Origin of the sequence: Arthrobacter sp. MYb213 (assembly GCF_002979915.1) — a bacterium.
In the GTDB taxonomy this organism is placed as follows: Bacteria; Actinomycetota; Actinomycetes; order Actinomycetales; family Micrococcaceae; genus Glutamicibacter.
The window spans coordinates 385,642-411,538 of the sequence record NZ_PCQA01000003.1 but is presented as its reverse complement, the minus strand read 5'-3'; the positions used below and the strand labels follow the sequence as shown (position 1 = coordinate 411,538).

Here is a 25,897-nt window from a genome sequence, read left to right as displayed (position 1 = left end):
GTTCGCTTTCGCCAACGGGGAGCCTGCCTCTAACGCTTCGTGCGTACTTGTAGTCTAGGTAATCTGTTGTTTCTCGTGCTCGACTTCGGTGGTCTCCACGATCATCATTGGCAACCGCGAATCGCTACGTAGTTCTTTGATAAGTGACATTCCCAGCAAGGTAACTATCACGGTGAAAGGTACCGCTGAAAGAATTGCCGCCTGTTGCAAAGCTTCAAGTCCACCAACAACTAACAGTACGATGGCGCAAATGCCGGTGAGCAGTCCCCATACGGTCAGGATTGGACGCTTCGGATACATATTTCCCCCGGAGGTCAAAGTACCCAATACATAAGTATTCGAGTCCGCCCCCGTGATGAAGAAGAGCACTACGAGTATCACGGTGAAGGCGGAAGTCACCGCAGGCATCGGTAATTCTGCGAGCATCGCGAAGAAGGTGCTGTTGGTATCGGCGAGCGTCGCGTCGCCGATACCGGACGACAAGTTCATTTCTTGGTGGATCGCGGTGCCTCCGAAGATGCCAAACCAGATACTAAACACGAGCGAAGGAACGCCCATCACGGCAACCACAAATTCACGAATCGTACGTCCCTTGGAAATGCGTGCCAAGAAGATACCAACGAATGCGCCCCAACTTAGCCACCAGGCCATCATGAAGTAGGTCCACCATTGCATCCACTGCAGGTCTTCTGCACCTGATGGCGTCAACAGCGCGACGGCGGGGAATTCTGCAATGAACTGACCCATTGAACGGAAGTACAGGTTGCTGATAAATCCAGTTGGTCCCGACACCAAGACGAACACCCCAATGAGTGCCGCACCGATCATGGTGCCTTGGCTCAGCCATTTAATGCCCTTACCAATGCCTGAGAGGGCCGACAGCGTGAAAATAATGGTCACTCCGGCAATGATCACGACCTTGACGAAAAGGTCGGTCGGAATGCCGAACAAACTGTTGATTCCCTCGGCGATCTGCGAGGCGCCAAGTCCCAACGATGTGGTGGTACCAAAAAGCGTGGCAAGAACGGTGAACACGTCAATAATCTTGCCCAGGATGCCATCCATGGACTTGCCTAGGATTGGGCGAAGCATCACCGATACCAGACCTGAGTTTCCTCGACGGTGCGTTGAATAGGCTATCGCCAAACCAAATACCCCAAACAGTGCCCAAGCATTTGGACCCCAGTCGAAGTAGGAGAACTGCAACGCAACCACCGCTGCATCCATAGTCTCGGGATCAGCTCGTCCATGCGGAGGGCTCATGAAGTGGCTCATAGGCTCGGCCGCCCCATAACTGATCAACCCGATGCCCATGACGGCGCCGAGAATCATGGCAATCCACGCCCAAGTGGAGAATTCCGGCCGATCTGCATCCTTACCAAGCCTGATGCCACCGTAGCGCGAGAAGGCTAAGTAGAGCAGGAGCATGATGCACCCCAACGTGACTAGCAAATAGCTCCAACCGATATATTCGGCAGACCACGATGCGGCTCCGGACATCATTGTGTTGAGCTGTTCTGGTGCAAGCGCCGCCCAAAGAACGAATACAACAACCAGAGCCAACGAGAGAAACAGGACGCTGCTTGGCCCGTATAGTCTCCGGTAGACCTTCTTCGATTCCTCCGCGTTTTTGGCTCGGCGCAGTTTGCCTCCCGTTAGCGTAGAACCGCCTCGGGGGCCATGCTCCTGCGGGTTGTTACTTTCGGTTTTCATGTTGCTCACACTTCGTTGATATGGGGGCCGGAGCCGTCTGGCTTTAGAGTGCCGATAATTTGGCACCGTCGTAGAACCGGCCGGCCTTGTAGACCATTGGCTCTAACTGCGCGACTTCCGAGTGCTTCACCTTGGCGATGAACACGGTGTGCGTCTTGGCTTGGAAGCGCTCCTTGATCTCTGCCTCGATGGAGGCTGCCGAGCCATCGATCATCGGGCTCCCGTTGGGCCCTTCATGCCACTGCAACTCGGCGAATTTGTCGTCGCCCTTTGAAGCAAAAGTGCCCACGGTTTGACGCTGCTCATTGCTCATGATGTTGATACCCAGATGGGTTGATTTGAACAGTGATGAGTAGGTGCTGGTGGTTTTCTGCACACAGACCAAAACCAACGGTGGCTCCAGAGAGATGGAAACGTAGGAGTTGGCGGCGAGGCCACGTGGTTTGCCGTTTTCATCCTTCGTAGTCACCACCGTAACTCCGGTAATGAATTGACGATTGAAGCCCTTGAGCTCGTCCAGATTTGGCATTCCGCTGAGGTCATCTACGAGAACCCCACCGTTTGAAGGTTCGAAGGCGGACTTTAGCGATGGAACGCCCACATCTTCTAGAAGTTCGCTTTGGTCCCAGGTCACTTCCTCGGAGAGGATCTTTCCGTCCTGCACCTTCAATAAGTTTGAGCCGCGGGTCTCAACGCTATTGCCGGTGGCGGGAACACCTTGCAAGTCATTAGTGAAGGTTCCGTTGGTACGCCAGAAAATAGCAATGGACTCAGCTGCGTCATCGACCAGCAGGTGATCGACGGTGGTGACCAGGTCCGGGAAAGCCTCTCGTACGGAGAGGATCTCTTCCTTTAAAGCTTGTGCGGTCGTGACGTTCCCAGACTTATTACTGATGCGCTTGAAATCCGTGTGGAAGATTTCGTCGAGGCGATCAACCTCGCCTCTATCCCACGCGGCCTCCCAAGCGGTCACGAGAGATTCTTTGACTTGCTGGAGTGAAGTTTCAATTTGTTGCATACATGGAATGCTAGCAAAGTCTGTGATGTAGTCAACATAATTCTGAAAATGTCTTAAATTTGTTGAATTCCTTAGTGATCTCTTGCATACAAGAGATTCTAGAGATAGTCTTCTTGTATGCAAGAGAGTTCACTTACCGAAGCAAAGATTCGTATCGAACCAGAGCCACCCCTGCTGAGTCGACTGCGTCAAATGATTGTTGGCGGGGCTGTTCAGCCCGGCGATCTACTGGCAGAAACGGCGCTAGCTCAAGAATTCGATATCAGCCGCACGCCGATTCGCGAAGCCTTGAAGCAGCTCGAACGCGAAGGCCTCGTTGAGGTGCGAGCCAGGGTCGGAACGTTTGTCCGGCGGCCGACACAACGCGAAATCCACGAGATGTTCGAGTTGAAAGAATCATTCGAGGGGCTCGCTGCAGGACTCTTGGCACGTCGAGGACCTGTGCCGGAATTAGAGCAGCTCAGGGAAAACGTTGCCCGCAGTCAGCAAGCTGTTGATTCCGGCGACGCCGAACTGTACTCACAACTGGTCCACGAATTCCACAGCACTTTAGTCGCCGGAGCCGACAACAGAAAGCTCTCAGAACACTACGACCTACTCATGAACCAGTTGGCCTATCACCGGATTGTCTCGCAGACCCTAAGTCTGCCTGGACGTCTGAAGAATTCGGTTGGCGAGCACCAAGCCATCATCGAAGCACTCACTTCCAAAGATCCGCTCGCTGCGGAGCTCGTGATGCGTCGACATGTTGCAGCGTCAAGCCAATCAGCAGCCATGGCAGCCCTCAAGGAAGCCGAAGAACAGCCGGGATAAGACCCGAATCATAGATTGCCATGTAAAGGATAACCAGATGGACACCCAATTGGCCGAGTCATCACCACTTCTCGATTTGAGCACCCGCTCGACGCTCAATGATTACTCAGATATTGCCGCAGCCAGCGGCCTGCGCAAGATCACGTGCACAGTAGAAGAACTCCCTCATGATGAGCTGGGAAGCATTACCCGAGCTACGGCCACCGCCGTCATCGCCAACCCTTGGTTAGGGACCTCAACCACCCATGATTTAGCCGAACGCACCGAAGCTATTGCTCCGCTACTGGCCAAAATGCTCTCAGACCGATTGCTCGATGCCTTAGGCGGAGCTAAACATGTTGAGGCCTTCGGGAAAGCAGCCATCGTGGGAACTGCCGGGGAATTAGAACATGCCGGCGCCTTGATCCACACCCCGTTCTTCGGTAATTTGCTTCGCGAAGCGCTCGAAGGCAGCTCAATTATCTGCTTCGTCGATGGGCGTGGGGTTCCAGGCGAATCATTGCGGATACCTATGTGGCATAAGACGGCTGCGGCCACCCGCACCCATTACCAAACCTTAGAGATGTCGTTACCTGATGCCCCACATGCCGGGGAAATCGCGATTATTGCCGCGGCCTCTACAGGTCCACGCCCCCACGCACGTATCGGCGACCGAACCACCGACCGTGTCATTACTTCCGAAATTTTGAAGGGAATACAGCTATGAACTACCGCAAACTCATCACCATTATCGAGGAAACCGCCACCGAAGGTGGCCGCGAAGTTGATCCCATGGCCCGCGTGGTCATCGTTGCAGCAGTCTTCGATAATCCTTGGGCAGGCCAGGGATTCGTTGAAGACCTGAACGCCGGCATCGATTCGGTCGCCTCGGACCTCGGAGCCTTGTTGGCACCGCGAGTCATCGAAGCCTTGGGCGCACCACTGGAGGCCTACGGCAAGGCAGCCATTGTCGGATTAGATGGTGAAATCGAGCATGGCTCGGCATTGATTCACACTTTGAAGTTCGGCAACCACTTCCGCGACGCGGCCAATGCTACGACCTTGCTGCCCGCGGTGGAAAAACGTGGACCAGCTGGGGTGCAGTTTGATATTCCACTCAAGCATTTCACCGACGCCACCATTCGTTCGCACCACCAGAGCGTAGAAGTACGCGTCTCCGATGCACCGCATGCAGGGGAAATCCTGATTGCCCTGGCCGGCGCCACCCGCGGCCGTCCGCAAGAACGCCTAGCTCCGCTGTCCACCGAACAGTAGAAGTCCCAGCACCACCGAAACGGAGCAAAGTAAGCATGACAAGCACCGAGCAGCCACTGGTTGTCCTCCTGCATGGGGTGGGTCTGGACCGCACCATGTGGCAGCCATTGGGCCAGCACTTGCAGCGCGACTATCTCGCCTTGGATTTGCCAGGACATGGTGAACGCCCCGTCCTGCGTGAGAAGCAAAATCTAGCCAGTCTCGCTAACGATGTATTGGAACGAATTGAGACTCAGCAACCGGTACATCTGGTCGGATTCTCTTTGGGAGCATTAATTGCCCAACATCTTGCGCGCTTTGCTCCCAATCGGGTGCTGACTCTTAGTTCCATAAACTCGGTGTGCCAGCGCACCCCCGAGGAATCCGCAGCGGTAGAACAACGGTTAGCCACTGCGGGAACCAACTTCGCGCAGGGAGTCGATAAGGCAATCGAGCGTTGGTTCCCGGCGGAGCAAACGGATGTACCGTCCGCGGTCATAGAAGCCATCCGTAAAACCCTGGCCAAAAATGACCTCGAATCTTATTTGCACTCCTATACGGTATTTGCCCACGGAGACCAGGAAATCGCTGGGGAGCTAGCCTCAATCAGCCAACCCACTCTGGCTATCACCGGTGAACTGGACCCAGGCTCCACACCGGAAATGTCCCGACGGCTGGCAACCGCATTACCAGGAGCCCGGCTACGTATCGTCAACGGTGCCCGGCACATGTTGCCAGTGGAAAACCCAGCAGCACTGGCATCCGAACTAAACAGTTTTTTCAGCGACAACGAAGGGAAACAGGCATGAGCGAGCGTTACATGCACTTCATCAACGGCGAGCATGTTGCTCCCAGCGAAGATCGTTTCTTCAGCAGCACCAATCCGGCAACTCTTGAGGAACTTTACGAGGTAGCACGAGGTAATGCCGAAGACGTGGACCGTGCGGTCAAAGCGGCACACAAGGCATTCAAGTCCCCGTCGTGGAGTGGCCTCAGCGCAACGGCGCGCGGTCACCTGCTACGTCGTTTAGGTGATCTTGTTGGCGAAAATGCAGAGAAACTGGCCCGCTATGAGTCTTTAGATAACGGAAAGTTGCTACGCGAAATGCGCGGGCAGCTGGCGACCTTGCCGGAATATCTGTACTACTACGCTGGACTGGCCGACAAGGTTCAAGGCTCCCAGATCCCCAGCATGAATCCAGCCATTCTGAACTACACGCAGCGAGAAGCGCTGGGTGTAGTCGGGGCAATCACTCCTTGGAACTCACCGTTGACGTTGACCACTTCTAAGATTGCCCCGGCGTTAGCCGCTGGCAACACCGTGGTCATCAAGCCCAGTGAATACACTTCGCGAACAGTACTGCTGCTCGCCGAGCTCGCCGACGCCGCAGGGTTCCCTCCCGGCGTGATCAATGTGGTCACCGGATACGGTATCGAAGCTGGCGCAGCTTTGGTAAGTCACCCATTGCTAGCCAAGATTTCCTTCACCGGCTCCACCGCCACAGGTTCAAACATCGCGTCCGAAGCGGCTCGCCGATTCATCGGTTGCACCCTGGAACTGGGCGGGAAGAGCCCAAATATTGTTTTTGACGATGCCAACGTCTCCAACGCCGCCATGGGTGTGGTCGCTGGAATCTACGCTGCTGCAGGTCAGACATGCATTGCCGGCAGTCGCGTCTTCGCCCATAAGTCCGTCTACGACGAACTGCTGGAAAAGGTCACCGAACGCGCCAAATCCATCGTGATCGGAAACCCGCTGGACGACGCCACGGAACTTGGGCCACTGGCATTCGCGGACCAATTGGAAAAGGTCAGCTCCTACGTGAAAATCGGAACCGATGAAGGTGCCACACTCTTAGCTGGCGGTTCTCGTCCCGAGGGGCTAGAACTGCCCGGTTACTTCTTCTCACCTACGGTACTGACCGATGTCAACAATGAAATGCGCGTAGTGCGTGAGGAAATCTTCGGACCAGTAGCAGCGATTATGCCGTTCGAGCACGAGGACGAACTGCTGTCCATGGCCAATGACACCGAGTACGGGCTTGCCGCCGGGGTGTGGACGCAGAATCTTGCTCGCGCACACCGGATGGCTCGAAAGCTGGAGGCCGGAACTGTTTGGGTGAACACCTACCGCGCGATGTCCCCCATGTCACCACGCCAAGGCTTCAAGAACTCCGGAGTCGGAATCGAACACGGCTTAGAGTCCATGAACGAATACACCAGGCTCAAGAGCGTATGGATCAACACCGATGAGTCTCCGGTAGCTGATCCGTTCGTGATGCGCGCATAGATACCGGAGAATTCACATGCCACTGATCGATGTATCAATAGCCAAAGGCCGCAGTCCGGAACAACTGCGAGCCCTCATCAAGGCGCTGCATCAGGCAGCCGAAGACACCGTTGACGCGGCCCCGGAAAACATCACGGTCATCGTTCGAGAAATCGAGCACGAACATTGGTCTCGGACCAACACCACCATCGCCGAACGAAATAACTGACAGACAACCGCTTCACAGCAGCGAACTAGATAGGTAGGGATAATCATGCGTTTTTCACTGTTCATCCATATGGAACGTTACGACGATTCGATTAGCCACGAAAAGCATTTCGAGAACCTCGTCGAGTTGACGCAGATGGCCGAGGCCGGTGGATTTTCCACCGTCTGGATCGGCGAGCATCACTCCATGGAGTACACCGTCTCACCTAACCCGATCCCGCAACTGGCTTACCTCGCTGCCAAAACTTCGACCATTCGGCTGGGAGCCGGCACCATCATTGCTCCTTTCTGGAACCCCATCCGCGCAGCCGGTGAATTGGCACTTCTCGATACGATCAGTGGTGGCCGTGCCGAGTTGGGCGTTGCCCGCGGCGCCTACCAATTCGAGTTTGACCGGATGACCGAAGGAATCAAGGCCACCGATGGCGGGGCAGCAATGCAGGAACTGATTCCGGCCGTGAAAAAGTTATGGGAGGGCGATTACGCACACGATGGCGAAGTCTGGCAATTCCCTACTTCGACTTCCGTGCCAAAACCGGTGCAGAAACAGATTCCGGTTTGGGTTGCCGCGCGTAGCCCAGAGTCCCACGACTACGCTGTCGCTAATGGCTGCCATGTCATGGTTACTCCACTTATGAAGGGGGATGAAGAAGTCACCTCTTTGGTAGAGAAGTATGAGACGGCCATCGCCAATCACCCCGAGGTGACCCAGCGACCGGACATCATGGTTCTTCGTCATACCTATGTGCATTCAGCCGACGAGCCAGAAGCATGGCGCCCAGCGGCCGAAGGGATCAATAAGTTCTACCGCACCTTCGACGCCGTCTTCGGCAACAAAGAAACCCCGGTCAATGGCTTCATCGATCCTAGCCCGGAAGAGAAATTTGCTGGCCGCGAAGAATTCACGCCAGAGTCTTTGCACCGTACTGCCATGATCGGCACCCCCGAAGTGGTCAACGAACGACTACGTCACTATGAAGATCTAGGCGTCAGCGAATACAGCTTCTGGAGCGACAATGCGCTGAGCCATGAAGAGAAGAAGCGTTCTCTGAAATTGTTCATCGATGAAGTTGTTCCTAATTTCGTGAAGTAGTCTGCGAGAAAACTGAGGGCTGTCGAGAATCCGAATTTTGGACTCTCGACAGCCCTCAACTTTTAAACCTTGCTCAGGTTGGTGTCCACCAGCTAAGGAACCCGACCGCCAGCAACCACACAAAGCTGAGCCCAGCAATGTAGGGCGTTACAAAGGCGAACTTTTAGATGCACCGTGAAACAATCCTCAAGGAAAGCCTAGGATCATGAGGCTGCTTTTGATGATCCTCTTGTGGAAGGAAGTGGCATGAACCCGAGCAATTCGCCGTATACCCAACAGCGGACAGATATCGCATGGATTACTACGGTATTCGCCGGCATCATGGCTGCGCTCCACATTTGGAAGCTTCCAGCGGCCATCCCGGTGTTGCAAGACGAGCTGCACATTTCCCTGATCCTCTCCGGTGTTCTGCTGGGCGTAGTTCAAGTAGCCGGCATGGTCGGTGGCTTAGCTATGTCCTTACTGGCTGAGATATTCTCGCAACGAAAAATCATGCTGCTCGGCTTGGTGCTGCTGGTGATTGGCTCCGCCCTTGGTTCGTTATCCCCCAGCGCAGGCATGTTGCTTGGCACTCGTATTGTTGAAGGCGCAGGCGTCATCATGTGCAGCGTGATGGGCCCGGGATTGGTTCGCGCGCATGCACCGTTGCAACGCATGAACCTCGCAGTTGGTTGGTGGGCAGCCTTCATGGGCATCGCTACTTTCTTCGGTGTACTGGGCACGGCAATAGCTTTGCAATTCATCACCTGGCAAACCTGGTGGCTGGTGCTCTCAGTGCTCACCGTGGTGCCCATTATTTTGCTACTCAAGTTCGTCTCTGCCTCCGCGCCCGGTGGAGGCACCGGTGCCAAGCTGGCTCTCAAACGCATTGCTGTCACCGCATCCTCGGGCAAGGTGTGGATGAGCGGCGTCATCTTTGGCTGCTACACGGTCCAGTGGATGGCTATTGTTGGATTCCTACCAAGCATCTTCAGCGAAGACGGACTCTCCCCCATCCTTGGAGGGCTCTTCTCCGCCGTAGTAGGTGGATTGAACGCACTAGGTGCCATCATCACCGGAACCTTGTTGCAACGCGGCATTCCCGGCAAGAAACTACTCATTGGTTCCTTTGTCGTCATGGCTATCACCGCCATTCTGACGTTCGCCATCGATTACTCCAGCTCACTACTTCTGATCCAGGTACTCTGCGTAGGCCTGTTCTCCATGTGCGGTGCAGCAGTTCCAGCAACGATGACCCGTATCGCGGTAGATCTGGCACCAGAAGGTGGCTCGGCACCCGCAGCGATGGGACTGATGCAGCAGATCTTCAATATCGGTAACTTCACCGGCCCCATGCTCGTTGCCTGGCTGGTGGTCTTCACCGGCGGTTGGAACTCCACGTGGTGGGTCAGCGTGGTCTTCGGTGTGCTGGGCGTAGTGATGATCTTGCTACTGCTTCCCAAGAATTCACCGTTGAACGCCATTCAGCACGCCTAAAGTCTAGGAATCTAGCTATTTTTGATCTGACTTCACGGTACTGTCGATAACTACCGGGTTCACATGAGGGAGTTTGTTCGTGTCAGACGTGTCTGAGAATTCCAAAGCGATTCTCACGCTCAAGAAGCGAATCGCTGATCTGGAGCAACAGCTGCACTCGGCACGCCTTGGCTTATTGACTCTAGAAACAGCACAGCGCGATTCCGCTACGGAGCAATTGGCCGTGCTATCAACGGAACAAACAGGCCCTGCAACTGTTACCCGAAACTCATCCGCCGAGGAAAAACTCCGTCTATTCCGCTCGCGCTTCCGGGGGCGAACCGATGCATTCGCGACCAGCTGGGTTAGCGCCCAAACAGGAAAGAAAGGCTGGGGTCCTAAGACAAAACAATGGGTTTCTCCGAAGGCAGTGAAGAAATCAGACCTTCTGCCGCTGACCGACGACACGATCTATCAGCATTTGAAGAGTTCGCCCATTCCGGCTAAGCCTTTTCATGTAGGTCTTTACCCGCTGCTCGACGACGAACATTGTTACCTCCTCGCCTGTGACTTTGATAAGGGTCAGTGACAAGCAGACGCAGCGGCGTACGCGCATGCTGCGGACCGCGCGGGTTTCGGCAACCTAGTTGAGGTCTCACGCTCAGGCCAAGGAGCTCACGTATGGATATTCTTCTCCGAAAAGGTATTGGCCAGTCAGGCCCGAGCGTTAGGTGCCGGTCTTCTTCGAGATGCCATGGCCCAGCACCCAGGGTTACCTTTGGAAAGCTACGACAGGCTATTTCCTTCGCAAGACACCTTGCCGGTCAAGTCCCCCGGCGCCAACAGGCTAGGCAACCTTATCGCGTTGCCGTTGGAGGGAACCGCCCGGGCAGATGCGCGAACGGTGTTTGTTGATCCACAGACATTTGAGCCCTTACCTGACTACTTCGCAGCATTAGACCAGGTTCCCAGCGCTAATGCCGAAGACATCGTCACGTACCTGCGATTACATGGTAAGAGCGATATCGGACCGCAAGTCCAGTCTGCTGAGCTTACTCCTCGGCGAGGCCGAGCGAGCCTTAAGGGACTAGTCGATAATCTCCCCATACGGCTGACCCGTGATTCCGGACTGCGTATTCCATTCGCCCAGTTGCCAAGCGCGGTAATCACCGAGCTCAAGCATCTTGCCTGCCAAGCGAATCCGGAGTTTTATCGCAGGCAAGCTCAGCGAATGAGCACTTACGGTTTCCCACGCCTTATCCAATGTTTCACCCACAACGCCGACGAGTTGCTGCTGCCGCGAGGAGTCACCGACGAGGCGGCCAAGATTCTGCGCACCGCGGGGTTCGAGGTGAAGGTGTCCTACGCCCGTAAGCCGAGAACCAAGGTTGAAGTAGACTTCCAGGGCGAACTGCGAGCATCCCAGAAAGATGCATTCGAAGCTATCAAGGCTCATCGGGACGGGGTTATTGTTGCGCCAACCGGATCAGGTAAAACCGTCGTAGCTTGCGCCCTGATCGCCGAACGCAAGGTGCCTACGGCTATCTTGGTCAACAACACCCAGTTGCTTGGTCAGTGGCGTGAAAGCCTAGAAAAATTCCTTGGAATAGACCCTGCACTTATCGGGCAACTAGGCAATGGCAAACGAGAGCTCACCGGGCAAATCGATCTAGTCATGGTGCAGTCACTTCGAACTCGCAATGCCAATCCCGATGCGCTCAGGGGCTACGGCCAAATCATTATTGATGAATGCCATTCGGTGGCCGCTCCATCTACCTTGGCAGCCATTGAAAAGATCAAGGCCGGATACTGGGTAGGTCTCACCGCAACTCCCTATCGTGCAGACGAACTTAATGGACTGATCACCATGCAATGCGGCCCGATCCGCTACGAGTTAGCTACCCCGCTAGCGGCCCTACGCGAATTGCATGCTCACGAAACCTCCTTTGAACCGGCAACCCAAGATACCGATGGCGCAGGAATGCAGGAGCTCTATAATGAGATCGCCGTCGATGAATCGCGCAACCAGCAGATTGCTGATCTCGTTTTCACCGAACTTAGCGAGGGCAGACACTGCCTGGTACTTTCTAATCGCACCGGCCAAATTCGTACTTTAATTGATCTTGTCGATGCCTCTGGAACTAAGGCCACCTTCATCGAGCTGCATGGCAAGCTGAGCAAGAAAGAACGCCAGTCCATTACGGCCCAGCTGGCCGAGGTAGATACCGCTGACTCTGCCTATGTGGTGGTTGCCTCGGACAAGATCGCCGGAGAAGGATTCAACCTTCCATCGCTGGACACATTGTTCATGGTGTCACCGGTGAGCTTCAAAGGGAAAATCGAGCAACTGATCGGACGAATTCAGCGCACCGATGACGCGTCTCGAGTCATCCGCATTCATGATTTTGTTGATACCGAAGTTCCAGTTTTCGCGCACATGGCTCGGCGCAGACATCGGGTCATCACGAAAAAGGGCTTCAAACTAACAGTTAGCAACGATTCGGTGCTTCAACCCACTTTGAGAATCTGACACGTGACTTCATCAATTCGTTCATCACTCTATCTGCGCAGAATCTACCGGGGGCCAGCTCACTGCTCAAAGGTGAGCAGTCCGCACTTTACTACGTCAACCAACCTTCAGGGTTTGGAAGCCTGTAAGGATGGAACCGCCGAGTCATGATCGAACCAGTTCGCTAGATTGCGGTCAAGAATTCGAGCGAGTACTCGGCATTGTTCATGAACTACAGCAGGGCTTATGCGTTTTCTGTAGCCCATTAAGTGGGATTGTATTTGATCTCTGGTTCTGATCCAGCGATCCTCCTGACGTGGCTGTACGCCAGGTTAGGGACGGGATCTTAGATATCTCCGGCCTGGGATAACTAAGCTTCGGTGGCTGGAGGAAGTTTCGAGACTGGCGGCAAATTGCTCAGGGAAATCGGTCCGCGGGCAATAACCGCCTTCCTGCCGTTCAGCAGATTTTTGGCATGACCGGCAACGAGGAGAGGAAGTTTCTCACTGCCACCGCGTAGATCGATTTCTTGGTTGGCATATCGAAGCTTTTCCAAGGTCTCATTAATAACTTCCAACGCATGATTCGCCTTGAGTCCCCAAGATGCAGCCTCCGAAATCAATGCCTCTCGGGTGACGTGCGGTTGATGCGAGATGCCGTCGATTTTCATTGACAGTGTGACGGGTCGCCCATAGTAGAGAATCTGGGGAGTGACGTCGTAGAGCGGAGCCAGCTCGATACGTCCGTCAGGCCTGTGGAGGATGGAGAAATTCTTTCCATGGGCATCGGTGTTTCCGCAGACAACGTTGGTTACAACGTAGGCCAAAAGCTGCTCTCGGTCGTCAAGACCTTGCCCGAAAGCGTTACGTCGCCGGGCAAGGACACTTGCCATATTTTTGAGAGTGGCACGGTAGGGGTAATTATGTTCAAACTTCGAATCGGTATCCCAGGCCAGACTGATCGCCTGAGCCAAATCTTCTTGATGGACTCGCCCGATGCCGCCTTGGACATCGGTGAACCGATCGTATCTTTCGATCACCAACGCGGCAGTGTCATCAAACATTGCCACCTCGCTGGCGAAGTTGACCAGAGAACACCGTCTACCGAGTTCCAGACAATACGCTTCATCATAAAGCGAACGCAGTCCACGGGCGGCGTCTTCATCTGCGCAAGGCTTCACTATGTGCGTGCTCGGCGCACCATCCACTGCATCGTGCCAGGTTCCTTGGATACGGGCCATCGTCATTTTTGGTTGATAGCCGGCCAACGATCCACCACCTCCCAATTGGCCTAAGGTGTGGCGGTGGATGCGTTCGATTTTTTCTGCGACTTGAGAGTCGGTCATCGGTTTATAGCTACCGGCGGATAGATCTGATATTTCACCGATTTGAAGTGCACCAGCTACATCAAGTCCTGCGTACGCGAGATGCCCAAACACGTCTGGACGCTCTGCCCCGGAATCTCGAACGAGATTATCTAGGCCTTTACCTTCCGGAAGTAGCCCTCCAAAAAACGCTGTTGCAGCTCCCGGCAGCGACTGGCGTGGACCCAGCGGCAGACTCAATGAAACAATCGTCGAGCCAATACCGAATTTGGCCATTCCTTCACTCGTGGATTGATAGGTGATTTGATCCCGAGAAATGCGGCGGATGTCGCCGACATGAGTTCCATAGATGTGGACTGGAAGGGTTGCATCCACTGGCTACTGAACCTCCCTGAACGAAAGTTCAATTCCAAGCGCTAACAAGACTTCAAGGAGCCTGGCATTGAGCACCTTTGGCTTGCCCGTCTCCAGTTCAGAAAGGTAGCGTTGAGTGACTCCGAGACGCTCCGCAAGTTCTACCTGCGAGAGTCCATGACGTTGCCGAACAGTCAACACCATCAACCCGAGGTCGGAAGTCTTGCGGATGATCCCGTGCATTTCTATTACCTTTACGTGCTATGGAACTCCTTATTACCTGTTCGTAATCATACCACCGCTATGAGCTAATCGTAATAAAACGATATGACTGGAACACACGCTTATCCCCCAATGCCGCACTCATGGTCTGCAGAATTTCCCATCGAGACTCGGGCGTGCAATACGCGGTTTCCTAAGAAACAAAGCTTCCATGGAGAGTCGGGAATCCGCGCTTGAGAACGAACATCGCTGCCGCATAACTCAATGGCGAACCCCTGCCACCGGTAGCAGTGAACCCCCGCGGGAATAGAAAACCATTTACATGCGTTTGCATATATAATGGTGATCATCTTCGCCGCACATCCCGAAAGGAACACACTATGTCAGGGTTCGAAGGCAAGTCAGTCATCATCACCGGCGCAGGATCCGGACTCGGACGCGCGGCAGCACTGCAGATCGCCAAAGAAAAGGGCAAGCTTTCTCTGGTAGACCTCAACGAGGCTGGCTTGAAGGAGACCGAGAGCGAGATTCGTGCCATCAACCCTGACGCCGAACTGATCGCGGTCACCGCAAACGTCGCCAACGAGTCGGAAGTGGCGAACTATGTCGCGCAGACGATGAAGGCCTTCGGCCGTATCGACGGCTTCTTTAACAACGCTGGTATCGAAGGCAAGCAGAACCTCACCGAAGACTTCGGTGCTGAAGAATTCAACAAGGTAGTCTCCATCAACCTCAATGGTGTCTTCTTCGGCATGCAACACGTTTTGAAGGTCATGCGCGAGCAGGGCTCGGGCGCAATAGTAAACACCGCATCGGTCGGTGGCATCCGCGGCGTGGGCAACCAGTCCGGCTACGCCGCATCCAAGCACGGCGTAGTGGGTCTCACCCGTAACTCTGCCATTGAATATGGCCAGCACGGCATCCAGATCAACGCCATCGCACCGGGTGCCATCATGACCCCAATGGCCGAAGGATCCCTGAAGCAAATTGATCCACAGAACTGGGAAGAAGTCGGCAAGACCTTTGTGGAGCCCAACCCAATGAAGCGCTTTGGCAAGCCTGAGGAAGTCGGCGCGTTGGTCGCCTTCCTACTCTCCGGAGACGCCGACTTCATCAACGCCGCGGTCATCCCGATTGACGGCGGACAGTCCTACAAGTACTAATCCACTTACTCATTCCAAGGCCAAAACCCCACGACCAACGGCAAGTTCTAACGGTCGTGGGGTCTTGGCCTGTTTTGTCCTCACACGTCGACCCGTATTTCAGCTTGAAAATACGTTGTCGATACCTCGCGGATTAGAGATTAGCCTGGCCTGGTTCAGGCTCTATTCCTTCCTCGCGCGGATACAGGTCCGCGCCGGTGCGATCCTTCAAGGTCAACGTCGCGATCAACGAGGCACCCACCCAAATGAACAGGTAGGTGGACACCGCAACAGTGGTATCAAACTTGCCTACCAAGGCAGCGGCAATGGTCGGAGCAAAGGCGCCACCAACTACGGAGCCCAGTGCGTAACTGATTGAGGAACCACTGAGGCGAATACGGGCTGGGAACATCTCCGCGTAAAGCGCTGGTAACGGTCCGTAGGAGAAACCCATGAAGGCGCCGAAGACCACTAGCGAAACGGTAACCCACGCGAGGTTCGCAGTCTCAATTAGCAAGAACAGCGGGAACAGCCAGATCAGCAACAGCACCCAGCCGATGATGAACATCTTCTTACGGCCAATTTTGTCCGAGACCACTCCACCTATCCAGGTGGAGATCAGCCAAGCCAGTGAGCCGACGGTGATGATATTCAAGATGTCTCCGGCTTGGAGTTCCAACTTGTTCGTGGCATAGCCAAGAATGAAACCACCGGTGAGCATGTAGCCTGCGGTGTTATTGCCCATGAAGACCAAAGTCGCCTGAATAACAGTCGTCGGGTGCTTCTTGAACAAGGTGGCCAGCGGGGCGGATTCGGTCTGCTTGGTCTTGGCCATCTCTTCGAAGACCGGAGACTCTTCCACCTTCCTACGGATGTAATAACCGATGAGGATCAGCACGAAGCTAAGCAGGAATGGAATACGCCAGCCCCACGCCATGAACTGCTCACTAGTAAGGGCCGCGGCAATAATTGCGGTGACCGCCGAAGCCAACAACATGCCTGCCGGAACACCGAGCTGCGGGAACGCACCAAACTTGCCGCGCGCATGATCCGGTGCGTGCTCCACCGCCATCAACGCTGCACCGCCCCACTCACCGCCGGCGGAGAAACCTTGGACGATGCGTAGGAAGATCAAAAGAATCGGAGCCCAAATGCCGATACTCGCATAGGTAGGCAACAGGCCAACTAGCGTGGTTCCGACTCCCATCAGTACCAACGTAATGATCAGTACCGCACGGCGTCCGTACTTATCTCCGACTCGCCCCATCACAATGGCGCCCAGCGGACGGAACAAGAAGCTGACGCCCACGGTGGCGAAGGCAATAATGGAGCCCAGCGACCCCTCGGCCGGGGTGAAGAACTGCGGTGCCAAGACAAGTGCTGCAGCATTGGCATAAATGAAGTAGTCGTACCACTCCACGGTGGTACCGACCATCGTGGCTCCCGCGACACGTTTCTGTTCCGGCGTCATGCGGCCTGATTTCGGAGATGAAATACTCATGGTTCCCCCTCGATACGCAAGTGATCAGGAACCATTTTCCTTCGCCCCTCAAGAGGTCTTACCGTTTGCGCAGGGTCGGCTCCTATGACCCGATCGTAAGCCCGCGCAGGCAGGACTACAAGGGCGGGATTTTTATCGCAGTCCACACGGCGAATTCAGGGCTCACCAGCTATTTTGCTTGAGCAGGGCCAGTCACAGACTTCTCTCTCAAGACTTAGCGCGCCGCGGGTGCGTCCAAGTTTAGTTGTTCGGCAATCTGGAGCAACTGCGTACTGGTCACCGTATTGAGCGTAATTATCGTGTCTTTAGCTAGCTGTTCGGCGCTCGGTGCGTTTTCGCCAGGTGCGCGCACCGGTGACTGCCCAGTTTCCACTTCCGCGCTCTTCACGAAGCTAATGAACTCTTCCACCTGTGCGGTGTACTCATTTAGATCCCGTAGCTGTGCCACATCGATTGCAATGATCAAAGTGCCTTGCGCTTCTTCACTATCCCGTGCAGAAACCGTATCGGAACCCGACAGCGCACCTCCTAAAGCTTCGACTAGTAGCGCCAGGCCGAAACCTTTGAAGCCGCCGAATGGTTTGAGGTGCCCGCCAGAGCCCACCCACTCATCTGAGACTTCCGCACCGCTGTCTTTTTCGTAGTGCAGCCTTCCGGAAGCTACGGCGCTGGTCGCAAAGTCCAGAACCATATGCGGCGCTTGGGCTCTCGGCACACCTGCGGCTATCGGGTTGGTGGATAACCGTGGTTGGGTGGCGCCCGGCGGAAGCACCGACTGTAGTGATCCGTTGTTGTTCCCAAAGACTAGGGTGATCACGCCCGCTTCAGCCGCTTCCTCGCAGAAGGGTGCAAAGCGTCCAGCGAAGTCGCTATTGCGCACGGTCACCGCGCTGATTCCATGTTCCTTGGACCGTTGCACGGCGAGCGCTGTGGCGTCACGCAGGGCAAAGTGTCCGGTGGCCCGGTTAGCGTTCAGTGCGAGCAGCGCACCGGTATCTTTTTCAATACTGATCTTTGCTGCTGGGTTGGTTTTGCCTTCTACTGCGCGGCCCACATATTCCGGGAGCCTGCGTAGCCCGTGGGAGTGGTGTCCTGCTAGTTCCGCGGAAATCAGATGGTGCGCCATATATTCGGCATCGGTCTGGTTGGCACCCACGGCGCTCATGCAGCGGGTAATAAAATCGCTGAGTTCAAGGGAACTGAAAGATGCCTCGTTTTGTTCGTTGCTGTGGTTAGTCATACCCACTCCTTGAGTAGTTCTTGCTCGCAGTTTAGAGCTTGCCTTTCTTCGCATACTGCCCCACGTCAAGGATGGTTTCAATTTGAGGTCCGAGTTTTGCCTTAGCGCTTATTCAAGAACCGTCAGTGGGCGAAGCATGCGAGCTCGCCCGTTGCCCGTTGAACACAGCAACGGATAGTCGTCCAAGTGCGGCACAACATTTATACGACCTGCCAGTCTCCAGGAAATTCCCGAATTCCATGGAAAGTCGCACCTAGTCGAGAGATCGGTAAGGTCTTAGGGATATCGCATCAGCACGCAGCGCAAATGGCAGCAGAAGCGAAAGAATTTCAAGACGCGTCCTAGTCGCTAACGCTTTTTCTGGGGTACCAGACCAACACGTTCAGTTATCGTGTCCGTTGAACGTTCTCCCATCGCAAAAAAATAATACGATCCGCCGGTGGAGTCGAAGCTGTCAGCCAAGTACACATAGCATCCTCCCGTGGAGCCATCTCAGTAGCAAGTCACACGGCTTCCGCTGGGCGGAATCAAACAGTGGCCGTATCGATGCGTCTCTGCAAGCATGACGGCATGACTAAGCTGCAGCCTGCAAGCAATCTTTATGGCCAAGATGTTTCGGCATTTCTCGGTCCAAGCCCCACGACGCTTTTCGAACAGCGCCCGCTGCTCTCAGCCCTTTGGGAAGATGCCAAACAGTATTTGAAGGTACGCAGCAATGACGCGCACACCCTAATTGCGCTCTCCCTAGCAAACGCGTTACTTTCCCACCAACCGGACGCAAACGCCGATATCGTCTTACCGGCAATACTGCTGCACGACATCGGCTGGTCTTCCGTAGATCCCTCACTGGTACTCTCTGCTATCGCCCCGGGCGGTGGCAACAAAGAGTTGGTTCTACAACATGAAAAGGAAGGCGCCCGCCTAGCCGAGGACATCTTAGTCAAGCACGCAGTCGCACTTGAGACACGCGAACGTATCACCTTCATCATCGACGGTCACGATAGCCGCAAGGAATCCACCAGCCTAGAAGACAGTCTGGTGAAAGACGCGGATAAGCTTTGGCGACTGACTCCGCATGGGATCAACACGGTCATGGATTGGTTCGGGCTCACGCGTGTGCAGGCGGTGGATCTTTGTGAATCAAGGGTAGTTAGTCATTTATTCACCGACGCTGCACGCATCATGGCAACAGGCCTGCTTGCGGTAGAACGCGCCAACCTCTTCGAACAACGGCTAGCCTTGGATTCACCAAGCTAGTTCTGCATCGAAGGAGCAACATATGGCCGGCGGAAGCTCGCAACCGGGACGCAGCGTCACCTCGAAAATCCTGGCCATCCTAGCCGCATTCGAAACTACTCGGCGCTCCCTGAGCCTGACGGAGATCGCTGCGTCCGCCAACCTTCCGCTGTCCACCACACACCGCTTGGTCGGTGAACTCATCGACGCCGGCATGCTCAGCCGTAGCGCAAACGGCGGCATCCAACTGGGTTTACGCCTATGGTCCATCGCGCAGAACACTGGCAGACAGTTACGCGATACCGCCCGCCCCTTCGTCCAAGATCTGTTCTCATTGACTGGAGAAACCAGCCAATTGGCCATCCGAGACGGAAATTCCGCCCTGTACATTGACCGGGTCTATGGCAGTAAACGCATCGCTCGTGCTTCACGGGTCGGCGGCCGGTTACCCCTGCATGCCACCGCGGTAGGCAAAGTCATCCTGGCATTTTCAGAACCTTGGGTCATGGACGCCTACCTAGATCACCCACTCGAGGCGCTAACCGCCCACACTCGAAGCTCTCCGGTTCAACTACGCAGAGAACTGGAGCAAGTCCGGGTCAACGGTTATGCGAACACCCGTGAAGAGGTCCGTCTGGGCACCTGCTCCATCGCGGTACCGGTGTATCACACGGGCCGACTGGGTTGTTCTATTGGTTTAGTGGTTCCCTCGTCGCACGCCGCAAATATGGAACGCCACCTCCCAGTCCTTCACGGAATCGCGAAACGCATCGAAGCTGCTACCGCGCATATCCCCTTAGAGACCCTGCTGGGCATCATCACCGGCGAGGATATGAACGTGCCCGAATTAGACGAGGACGAAGGCCAGCCCTAGGGACAAAGATACCTTCCACTGGATGGAAGATGAGACTTCCTTTCGGATGTGCCGTAGACAACACTGAGGATCAGTAGAAGTTACGTGGATCACAGATTCGCGTATCCGCATTTTTCCTTCAGGAGTCCTATCTCATGACCAGCACCCCAGCAGTCTCCGGCGGATGCCCAATGGGCTACGGCGCGCAGGCCCCGGCGGACCACCACGGCTACGAGCCATTTGCTATGGAGAACCCTTTCCCGGCCTATGAACGTATGCGCACCGAACAACCGGTGATGTTTGATGAGCGAACCGGCCTGTACGTGGTCACCCGCTATGACGACGTCAAGGAAGTCTTCGAAAAGTGGGAAACGTTCTGCTCGGAAAATGCCCAGGCTCCGGTACGCAAGCGCGGACCGCAGGCCACGGGGATCATGAATGATGGAGGCTTCACGGCCTACTCCGGGCTATCGGCCCGCCGCCCACCAGAGCACACCCGCATTCGCGCTGTCGCTCAGAAGGCCTTCACCCCACGCCGCTTCAAGGCGTTGGAACCGATGATTCGGGAGAATGTGAAGGCCTCCATCTCCTCGATGATCTCCCGCGGTGATAATCATGGCGATATCGTCTCGGATTTGGCCTACTCGTTGCCAACGATCACCATTCTGACCCTGATTGGCGAAGACATCTCCCTGGTGGACACCTATAAGCGCTGGAGTGATGCGCGCGCGGCCATGACCTGGGGCGATTTGAGCGACGAGGAACAAATCCCATACGCACACGACCTGGTCGAGTACTGGGACCGGTGCCAGGAACTGGTAGCCCGTGCTCATGCCACCGGCGGCGATAATCTCACCGCAGATCTGGTCAAGGCACAGTCCGAGGGCGCGGAAATTAGTGACCACGAAATCGCTTCACTGCTCTACTCGCTACTCTTCGCAGGTCACGAAACTACCACCACATTCATTTCCAACTGCGTACGTGTATTGCTTGAGCACCGCGACGCCTGGGATGCAGTGGTCGCGAATCCTAAGCAGATCCCTAAGGCACTAGACGAGGTCCTTCGTTATTCCGGTTCAATTGTCGGCTGGCGGCGCAAGGCACTGACGGACACCGAAGTCGGCGGCGTGCAGATTCCCGAAGGTGGAGAATTGCTGCTCCTCATGGGTTCGGCGAACCGCGATGAATCCCGCTTTGAAAATGGCGAGGATTTTGACATCACCCGGGCCAACGCCCGCGACCACCTGTCCTTCGGGTTCGGCATCCACTATTGCTTGGGCAATATGCTGGCCAAACTTCAGGCCAAGATCGCGTTGGAGGAGCTGACCAGCGCGCTGCCTGATCTTCAGTTGGTGGACGCGCAGAGCATCCCGTTCCGCAAGAACCTCTCCTTCCGTGTCCCTGAGCAAATCAACGTCACCCTGAACGTGAACTGAATTTACTTCGAAAGTAGAACATCATGAGCAACAACGACTTCATTGAATTCTTCGACGGCGGTTTAGCCCCGACGCTGGACTCCCTAGGCGGCAAGGGTGCTTCACTGGTGACCATGACTGCTGCCGGGATGCCGGTGCCTCCCGGATTTGTGGTTAATACCGCGGCCTTCCGTGCTTTCATGGGTGCCGGCCTAGATGAGATCATCGCCGGACACCTAGCAGGCCTAGACCCAGAGGACATTGCCGCCGTAGACAAGGCCAGTGCGGCCATTCGCGAGCTCATTATTTCCCGCCCGGTGCCTGATTCGCTGCGCGAAGTCACCCGCGCCGCGTACGCCGATTTACAGTCACGCTTTGAGTCTGAGGTTCCGCTGGCAGTTCGCTCTTCGGCCACTGCCGAGGACCTGCCCGACGCATCCTTCGCCGGACAGCAAGACACCTATTTGTGGCTTAACGGCTACGCTTCGGTGGCCGAGCACATTCGCGCTTGCTGGGCCTCGCTCTACACCTCAAGAGCCATCATCTACCGCGTGAAGAACAACATCCCGGATGAGGGACTATGCATGGCGGTTGTGGTGCAAAAGATGGTCAACGCCAGAATCGCCGGGGTAGCCATGACTCTTGACCCCACCAATGGGGATCGTTCAAAGATCACCGTGGATGCTTCCTGGGGCGTAGGGGAAATGGTCGTCTCGGGTACCGTCACGCCGGACAACATCCAGCTAGACAAGGTCACTCTGGCGGTGATCACCGAACATATTGGTGATAAGCACGCCGAGCTGATCCCTGACCCGGCGACCAACTCGTTGGTAGAACGCGAAGTCGAAGCCGAACGCCGCAACGTGCTCTGCCTAACCACCGCAGAACTTGAGGCCGTCGCACTTCTGGCCAAACGCGCGGAGAAACACTATAAGTCCCCACAGGACGTCGAGTGGGCCCTAGACGCAGATCTGCCCGACGGGGAAAACTTGTTGCTGCTTCAGGCCCGCCCGGAAACAGTGCACTCCTCCAAGGCACCAGCTCCGAAGCCTAGTACCGGTGGTTATGCCTCCTCGATGGGCTTTGGTTCAATCACCTCCTCGCTGATGAAGATCGCCAACTAATCTCCTGCTCCACCCAATTCCCTGAAAGGGTGCAAGTCATGACAATGAAGTCCTTCCCTAAACCATCCGATTTGGCGGTACCAGCCGGTGCCGAAGGATGGGAAGAAATCTACCCGTACTACCTGGTCTTCCAGGAAGAACTGAAGGCAGAAGAAGACGCCAAGTTCTGGTTCTGCGACTCGCAGCACTGGCCAACGGTCTTTAAGCCTTTCGAGACCATCGGTGGAGAATTTGCGGTCAAGTGTCTGGGCCAGTACAACGCCCGTCACCTGATGATCCCGAACGCTAACGGCATCGACTTCCGCATCCACCTGGGCTACCTCTACATGTCGCCCATCCCCGTACCCGAGGAACAAATCGCAGCTCGCGTTCCAGAGTTCGAGGCACGTATTGGCCACTACTTTGGCGACTGGGAGAACAAGCTGGCAGCCTGGCACGAGAAGGTCAAGGGCACCATCTCAGAGATGGAACAGCTGCGCTTTGACCCACTGCCGGAGATTGTGCCTTTCGAAGACATCACCAACGGTGTGGGTAAGGATGGCTCGGAGATTCTGCTGGAGAACTATGACCGGCTGATCTCGCTGACCTACCAGAACTGGCAGTACCACTTCGAGTTCCTGAACTTGGGTTATATCGCGTACCTGGACTTCTTCAACTTCTGCAAGGAAGTTTTCCCGAATATCCCGGATCTATCCATCGCCACCATGGTGCAGGGTGTGGATATGGAATTGTTCCGCCCGGATGATGAACTCAAGTCGTTGGCCTTGCTGGCAGTTGAATTGGATCTGGTCAGTCACTTCTCCAATACCGATGACCCGGCCGCAACTCTGGCATCTATCGCTGGAGCACCCGGTGGCGACCGCTGGATCAAGCAGTGGGAAGAAGCTCATGAGCCATGGTTCAATTTCACCATCGGCAACGGCTTCTACGCTCATGACAAGTACTGGAATGAGCACCCGGAGATCCCACTGGACTTCATCGCCGACTACATCCGCCGCGTGCAAGATGGTTCGCAGATCTTGCGCCCCACCGAAAAACTGATCGCTGAGAAGGAACGCATCGTTCAGGAGTACACGGAACTACTTGACGAGGAAACCGCAGCAATCTTCGAAGCCAAGCGTTCGCTGGCGGCTACCGCCTACCCTTACGTGGAGAACCACAACTTCTACATTGAGCACTGGACCATGGGTGTGTTCTGGCGCAAGGTCCGTGAGCTGTCAAAGATGCTCACCGATGCTGGGGTCTTCCAAGATCCAGAAGATTTGCTCTATCTGGGACGCAACGAGGTCCGTGACGTGCTCTTTGACCTAGTAACTTCCTTCGGCGTGGGTTCAGGTACTCCCATCGCTGCGGCGGCCCTACCAAAGAAGATTGCAAAACGCCGAGGCATCGTCGATGCGTTGAAGACCGCTCGCCCAGCCCCAGCGTTGAACACACCTCCGGAAGTCATCACCGAACCATTCACCCGCATGTTGTGGGGCATCACCACCGAACAGGTGCAGTCTTGGTTGGGCAACGACGAGGAAACGGAGCCCAATACGCTCAAGGGCATGGCCGCTTCCCCAGGTCTGGTGGAAGGTCCTGCACGCGTGGTCATGCACGCAGATGACCTCTCTTCCGTCCAAGCAGGTGAAATTCTTGTCGCACCAATCACCGCCCCATCCTGGGGTCCGATCTTCGGCAAGATCAAGGCCACTGTGACGGACATTGGCGGCATGATGAGCCACGCGGCAATTGTTTGCCGCGAGTATGATCTGCCAGCGGTCACAGGTACGGGCAGCGCCTCAACCACCATCAAGACCGGCGACCTGCTGCGCGTTGACGGGACCAAGGGCACCGTGAAGATCTTGAGCAACATAGAAGTAGTGTCCGGGCCGGGAGCACACTCCCACGCTCATCAGCACTAATCCCCCAACCGGTGAAGGACAACTAAGACGTTCCCCCAACGTCTGATGAGATTCTTTCACCACTCTGGGCGCCGGCCCATCCCCCAGTGGCCGGCGCCCAACCCAAAAGCTTTTGAGTAACTTCTTTAGAAAGGCAAAGCCATGAACAGCTCACCGACGGTTCTCATCACCGGCGCGGCCGGCGGCCTGGGTCGGGCCTTCGCCTTAGGATTCGCCGCCCGCGGCTACCGGATCGCAGCCGCAGACATCGACGTAGCAGGCACCGAAGAAACCGCTGCGCTGGTCGCCCAAGCCGGTGGCGAAGCGGCAGCCTTCCAAGTCGATGTCACCGATACCGCATCTACCAATGCACTGGCGTTAGCCGCAGCAGAATTTGCCGGCGGGACTATCAATGTATTGATTAACAATGCCGCCATCTATGCGACCGTGACTCGATCAAAATTCGAGGACATTGATGTGGACGAATGGGACAAGGTCATGAACGTGAATTTGAAGGGGCCTTGGATGGTCTCGCGTGCGTTGTCCCCACACCTAGCTGCCGGCTCACGAATCATCAATTTGGCTAGCGCCACCGTATATTCCGGTTCCGAACAGTGGGCCCACTATGTAGCGTCCAAGGGCGGAGTCATTGCGCTAACCCGCGTGATGGCCAAGGAACTAGGTCGGCGCGAAATCTCGGTCAACACCATTGCCCCGGGCTTCACGCTCACCGAGGCGAGCCTAGGTCTAATGGATGACGCCGCCAGCTACGGGGTGGACCGCGGATCACTCAAGCGGGCTAGTCAACCCGAAGACATTGTGGGTGCCGCACTTTTCCTCGCCGGCCCCGATTCATCATTTATCACCGGTCAAACGCTCGTCGTCGACGGCGGACGCCAATTCATCTGAGTCCGCTCAGCTATTGAACCCGAACAGGAGAATTATCATGGCGAAAGTACACTTCACCGACTTCGAGGGCGCCACCCAGGTCATCGAGGCTAATACCGGGGATTCCATCATGGAAACCGCCGTCCGCAACGGCTTGGAAGGCATCCTCGGCGAATGCGGCGGCTCGTTATCCTGTGCCACCTGCCACGTCTTCGTTGCTCCCCAGGATCTGGAAACTCTGGAGCCCATGGAGGAAATGGAAGACGAGATGCTCTACGGCACCGCAATGGACCGCGAAGAGAACTCCCGACTGTCCTGCCAGATCAAAATGTGTGAAGGACAAGAACTTCACGTCACTACCCCGGAAACTCAGGTCTAGCC

At 55.6% G+C, this 25,897-nt stretch carries 23 protein-coding genes and 1 pseudogene; 18 read left to right on the top strand and 6 right to left on the bottom strand.

Going from position 1 to position 25,897, the window contains the following annotated elements; genetic code table 11:
* Window positions 1–54: 54 nt before the first annotated feature.
* Window positions 55–1,713 (bottom strand): BCCT family transporter, encoded by a 1,659-nt coding sequence (locus CQ011_RS09400; RefSeq protein WP_105677241.1) that lies wholly within the window; start codon window positions 1,711–1,713, stop codon window positions 55–57.
* A gap of 43 nt (window positions 1,714–1,756) precedes the next feature.
* The gene (locus CQ011_RS09395) at window positions 1,757–2,731 is read right to left on the bottom strand and encodes a flavin reductase (RefSeq protein WP_105677239.1); all 975 of its coding nucleotides are present in this window, start codon (window positions 2,729–2,731) and stop codon (window positions 1,757–1,759) included.
* A 117-nt stretch (window positions 2,732–2,848) separates the two neighbouring features.
* Between CQ011_RS09395 and CQ011_RS09390 the strand changes: the two genes are divergently transcribed.
* The 10 genes and pseudogenes from CQ011_RS09390 to CQ011_RS09345 all read left to right on the top strand — a co-directional run bounded on the left by CQ011_RS09390 (window position 2,849) and on the right by CQ011_RS09345 (window position 12,352).
* Window positions 2,849–3,544, top strand: a complete 696-nt coding sequence (locus CQ011_RS09390; protein ID WP_105677236.1) for a GntR family transcriptional regulator — start codon at window positions 2,849–2,851, stop codon at window positions 3,542–3,544.
* 37 nt (window positions 3,545–3,581) lie between these two features.
* Window positions 3,582–4,250 (top strand): amino acid synthesis family protein, encoded by a 669-nt coding sequence (locus CQ011_RS09385; RefSeq protein ID WP_105677234.1) that lies wholly within the window; start codon window positions 3,582–3,584, stop codon window positions 4,248–4,250.
* Window positions 4,247–4,798, top strand: a complete 552-nt coding sequence (locus tag CQ011_RS09380; protein WP_105677231.1) for an amino acid synthesis family protein — start codon at window positions 4,247–4,249, stop codon at window positions 4,796–4,798. The genes CQ011_RS09385 and CQ011_RS09380 overlap by 4 nt, the downstream gene beginning before the upstream one ends.
* 35 nt (window positions 4,799–4,833) lie before the next feature.
* A complete protein-coding gene (locus tag CQ011_RS09375) occupies window positions 4,834–5,586 on the top strand; it encodes an alpha/beta fold hydrolase (RefSeq protein WP_105677229.1) in 753 nt (250 codons plus the stop codon).
* Complete coding sequence (locus tag CQ011_RS09370; protein WP_105677227.1) at window positions 5,583–7,067, top strand: aldehyde dehydrogenase; 1,485 nt, start codon at window positions 5,583–5,585, stop codon at window positions 7,065–7,067. Before CQ011_RS09375 ends, CQ011_RS09370 begins: the two co-directional genes overlap by 4 nt.
* Before the next feature lie 16 nt (window positions 7,068–7,083).
* Window positions 7,084–7,275 carry a tautomerase family protein gene (locus tag CQ011_RS09365; RefSeq protein ID WP_105677224.1) on the top strand — a complete coding sequence of 64 codons (192 nt, stop codon included), beginning with the start codon at window positions 7,084–7,086 and terminating at the stop codon, window positions 7,273–7,275.
* A 45-nt stretch (window positions 7,276–7,320) separates the two neighbouring features.
* Window positions 7,321–8,367, top strand: a complete 1,047-nt coding sequence (locus CQ011_RS09360) for an LLM class flavin-dependent oxidoreductase (RefSeq protein WP_105677222.1) — start codon at window positions 7,321–7,323, stop codon at window positions 8,365–8,367.
* Between the two features lie 246 nt (window positions 8,368–8,613).
* Entirely contained in the window at window positions 8,614–9,843 is a 1,230-nt protein-coding gene (locus CQ011_RS09355; RefSeq protein WP_105677219.1) for an MFS transporter, read from the top strand.
* Between the two features lie 79 nt (window positions 9,844–9,922).
* Window positions 9,923–10,801: pseudogene (locus tag CQ011_RS18185) on the top strand (TOTE conflict system archaeo-eukaryotic primase domain-containing protein); the annotation flags it as partial.
* Between the two features lie 252 nt (window positions 10,802–11,053).
* A complete protein-coding gene (locus CQ011_RS09345) occupies window positions 11,054–12,352 on the top strand; it encodes a DEAD/DEAH box helicase (RefSeq protein ID WP_502692880.1) in 1,299 nt (432 codons plus the stop codon).
* 349 nt (window positions 12,353–12,701) lie between these two features.
* On the opposite strand, the gene CQ011_RS09340 is transcribed toward CQ011_RS09345, so the two are convergent.
* Window positions 12,702–14,030 carry a HipA domain-containing protein gene (locus CQ011_RS09340; protein WP_105677209.1) on the bottom strand — a complete coding sequence of 443 codons (1,329 nt, stop codon included), beginning with the start codon at window positions 14,028–14,030 and terminating at the stop codon, window positions 12,702–12,704.
* A gap of 3 nt (window positions 14,031–14,033) precedes the next feature.
* Window positions 14,034–14,252: a helix-turn-helix domain-containing protein gene (locus tag CQ011_RS09335; protein ID WP_105677205.1), complete on the bottom strand. Its 219-nt coding sequence runs from the start codon at window positions 14,250–14,252 to the stop codon at window positions 14,034–14,036.
* 359 nt (window positions 14,253–14,611) lie between these two features.
* Between CQ011_RS09335 and CQ011_RS09330 the strand changes: the two genes are divergently transcribed.
* Window positions 14,612–15,394 carry an SDR family oxidoreductase gene (locus CQ011_RS09330; protein WP_105677200.1) on the top strand — a complete coding sequence of 261 codons (783 nt, stop codon included), beginning with the start codon at window positions 14,612–14,614 and terminating at the stop codon, window positions 15,392–15,394.
* A gap of 133 nt (window positions 15,395–15,527) precedes the next feature.
* On the opposite strand, the gene CQ011_RS09325 is transcribed toward CQ011_RS09330, so the two are convergent.
* Both CQ011_RS09325 and CQ011_RS09320 read right to left on the bottom strand, forming a co-directional pair.
* A complete protein-coding gene (locus tag CQ011_RS09325; protein WP_219844201.1) occupies window positions 15,528–16,874 on the bottom strand; it encodes an MFS transporter in 1,347 nt (448 codons plus the stop codon).
* A 214-nt stretch (window positions 16,875–17,088) separates the two neighbouring features.
* The gene (locus tag CQ011_RS09320; RefSeq protein WP_181148057.1) at window positions 17,089–18,114 is read right to left on the bottom strand and encodes an Ldh family oxidoreductase; all 1,026 of its coding nucleotides are present in this window, start codon (window positions 18,112–18,114) and stop codon (window positions 17,089–17,091) included.
* Window positions 18,115–18,684: 570 nt separating this feature from the next.
* Between CQ011_RS09320 and CQ011_RS09315 the strand changes: the two genes are divergently transcribed.
* The 7 genes from CQ011_RS09315 to CQ011_RS09285 all read left to right on the top strand — a co-directional run bounded on the left by CQ011_RS09315 (window position 18,685) and on the right by CQ011_RS09285 (window position 25,895).
* A complete protein-coding gene (locus CQ011_RS09315) occupies window positions 18,685–19,371 on the top strand; it encodes an HD domain-containing protein (protein WP_105677623.1) in 687 nt (228 codons plus the stop codon).
* Between the two features lie 22 nt (window positions 19,372–19,393).
* Window positions 19,394–20,224 carry an IclR family transcriptional regulator gene (locus tag CQ011_RS09310; protein ID WP_105677189.1) on the top strand — a complete coding sequence of 277 codons (831 nt, stop codon included), beginning with the start codon at window positions 19,394–19,396 and terminating at the stop codon, window positions 20,222–20,224.
* Between the two features lie 134 nt (window positions 20,225–20,358).
* Window positions 20,359–21,639, top strand: a complete 1,281-nt coding sequence (locus tag CQ011_RS09305) for a cytochrome P450 (protein ID WP_105677184.1) — start codon at window positions 20,359–20,361, stop codon at window positions 21,637–21,639.
* Between the two features lie 23 nt (window positions 21,640–21,662).
* Window positions 21,663–22,742, top strand: a complete 1,080-nt coding sequence (locus tag CQ011_RS09300) for a PEP/pyruvate-binding domain-containing protein (RefSeq protein WP_105677181.1) — start codon at window positions 21,663–21,665, stop codon at window positions 22,740–22,742.
* A 38-nt stretch (window positions 22,743–22,780) separates the two neighbouring features.
* Window positions 22,781–24,649 (top strand): PEP-utilizing enzyme, encoded by a 1,869-nt coding sequence (locus tag CQ011_RS09295; RefSeq protein WP_105677179.1) that lies wholly within the window; start codon window positions 22,781–22,783, stop codon window positions 24,647–24,649.
* A 141-nt stretch (window positions 24,650–24,790) separates the two neighbouring features.
* Window positions 24,791–25,537 (top strand): SDR family NAD(P)-dependent oxidoreductase, encoded by a 747-nt coding sequence (locus CQ011_RS09290; protein ID WP_105677177.1) that lies wholly within the window; start codon window positions 24,791–24,793, stop codon window positions 25,535–25,537.
* A gap of 37 nt (window positions 25,538–25,574) precedes the next feature.
* Window positions 25,575–25,895, top strand: coding sequence for a 2Fe-2S iron-sulfur cluster-binding protein (locus tag CQ011_RS09285; RefSeq protein WP_105677173.1), 321 nt, complete (start codon window positions 25,575–25,577; stop codon window positions 25,893–25,895).
* The last annotated feature ends 2 nt before the right edge of the window (window positions 25,896–25,897 follow it).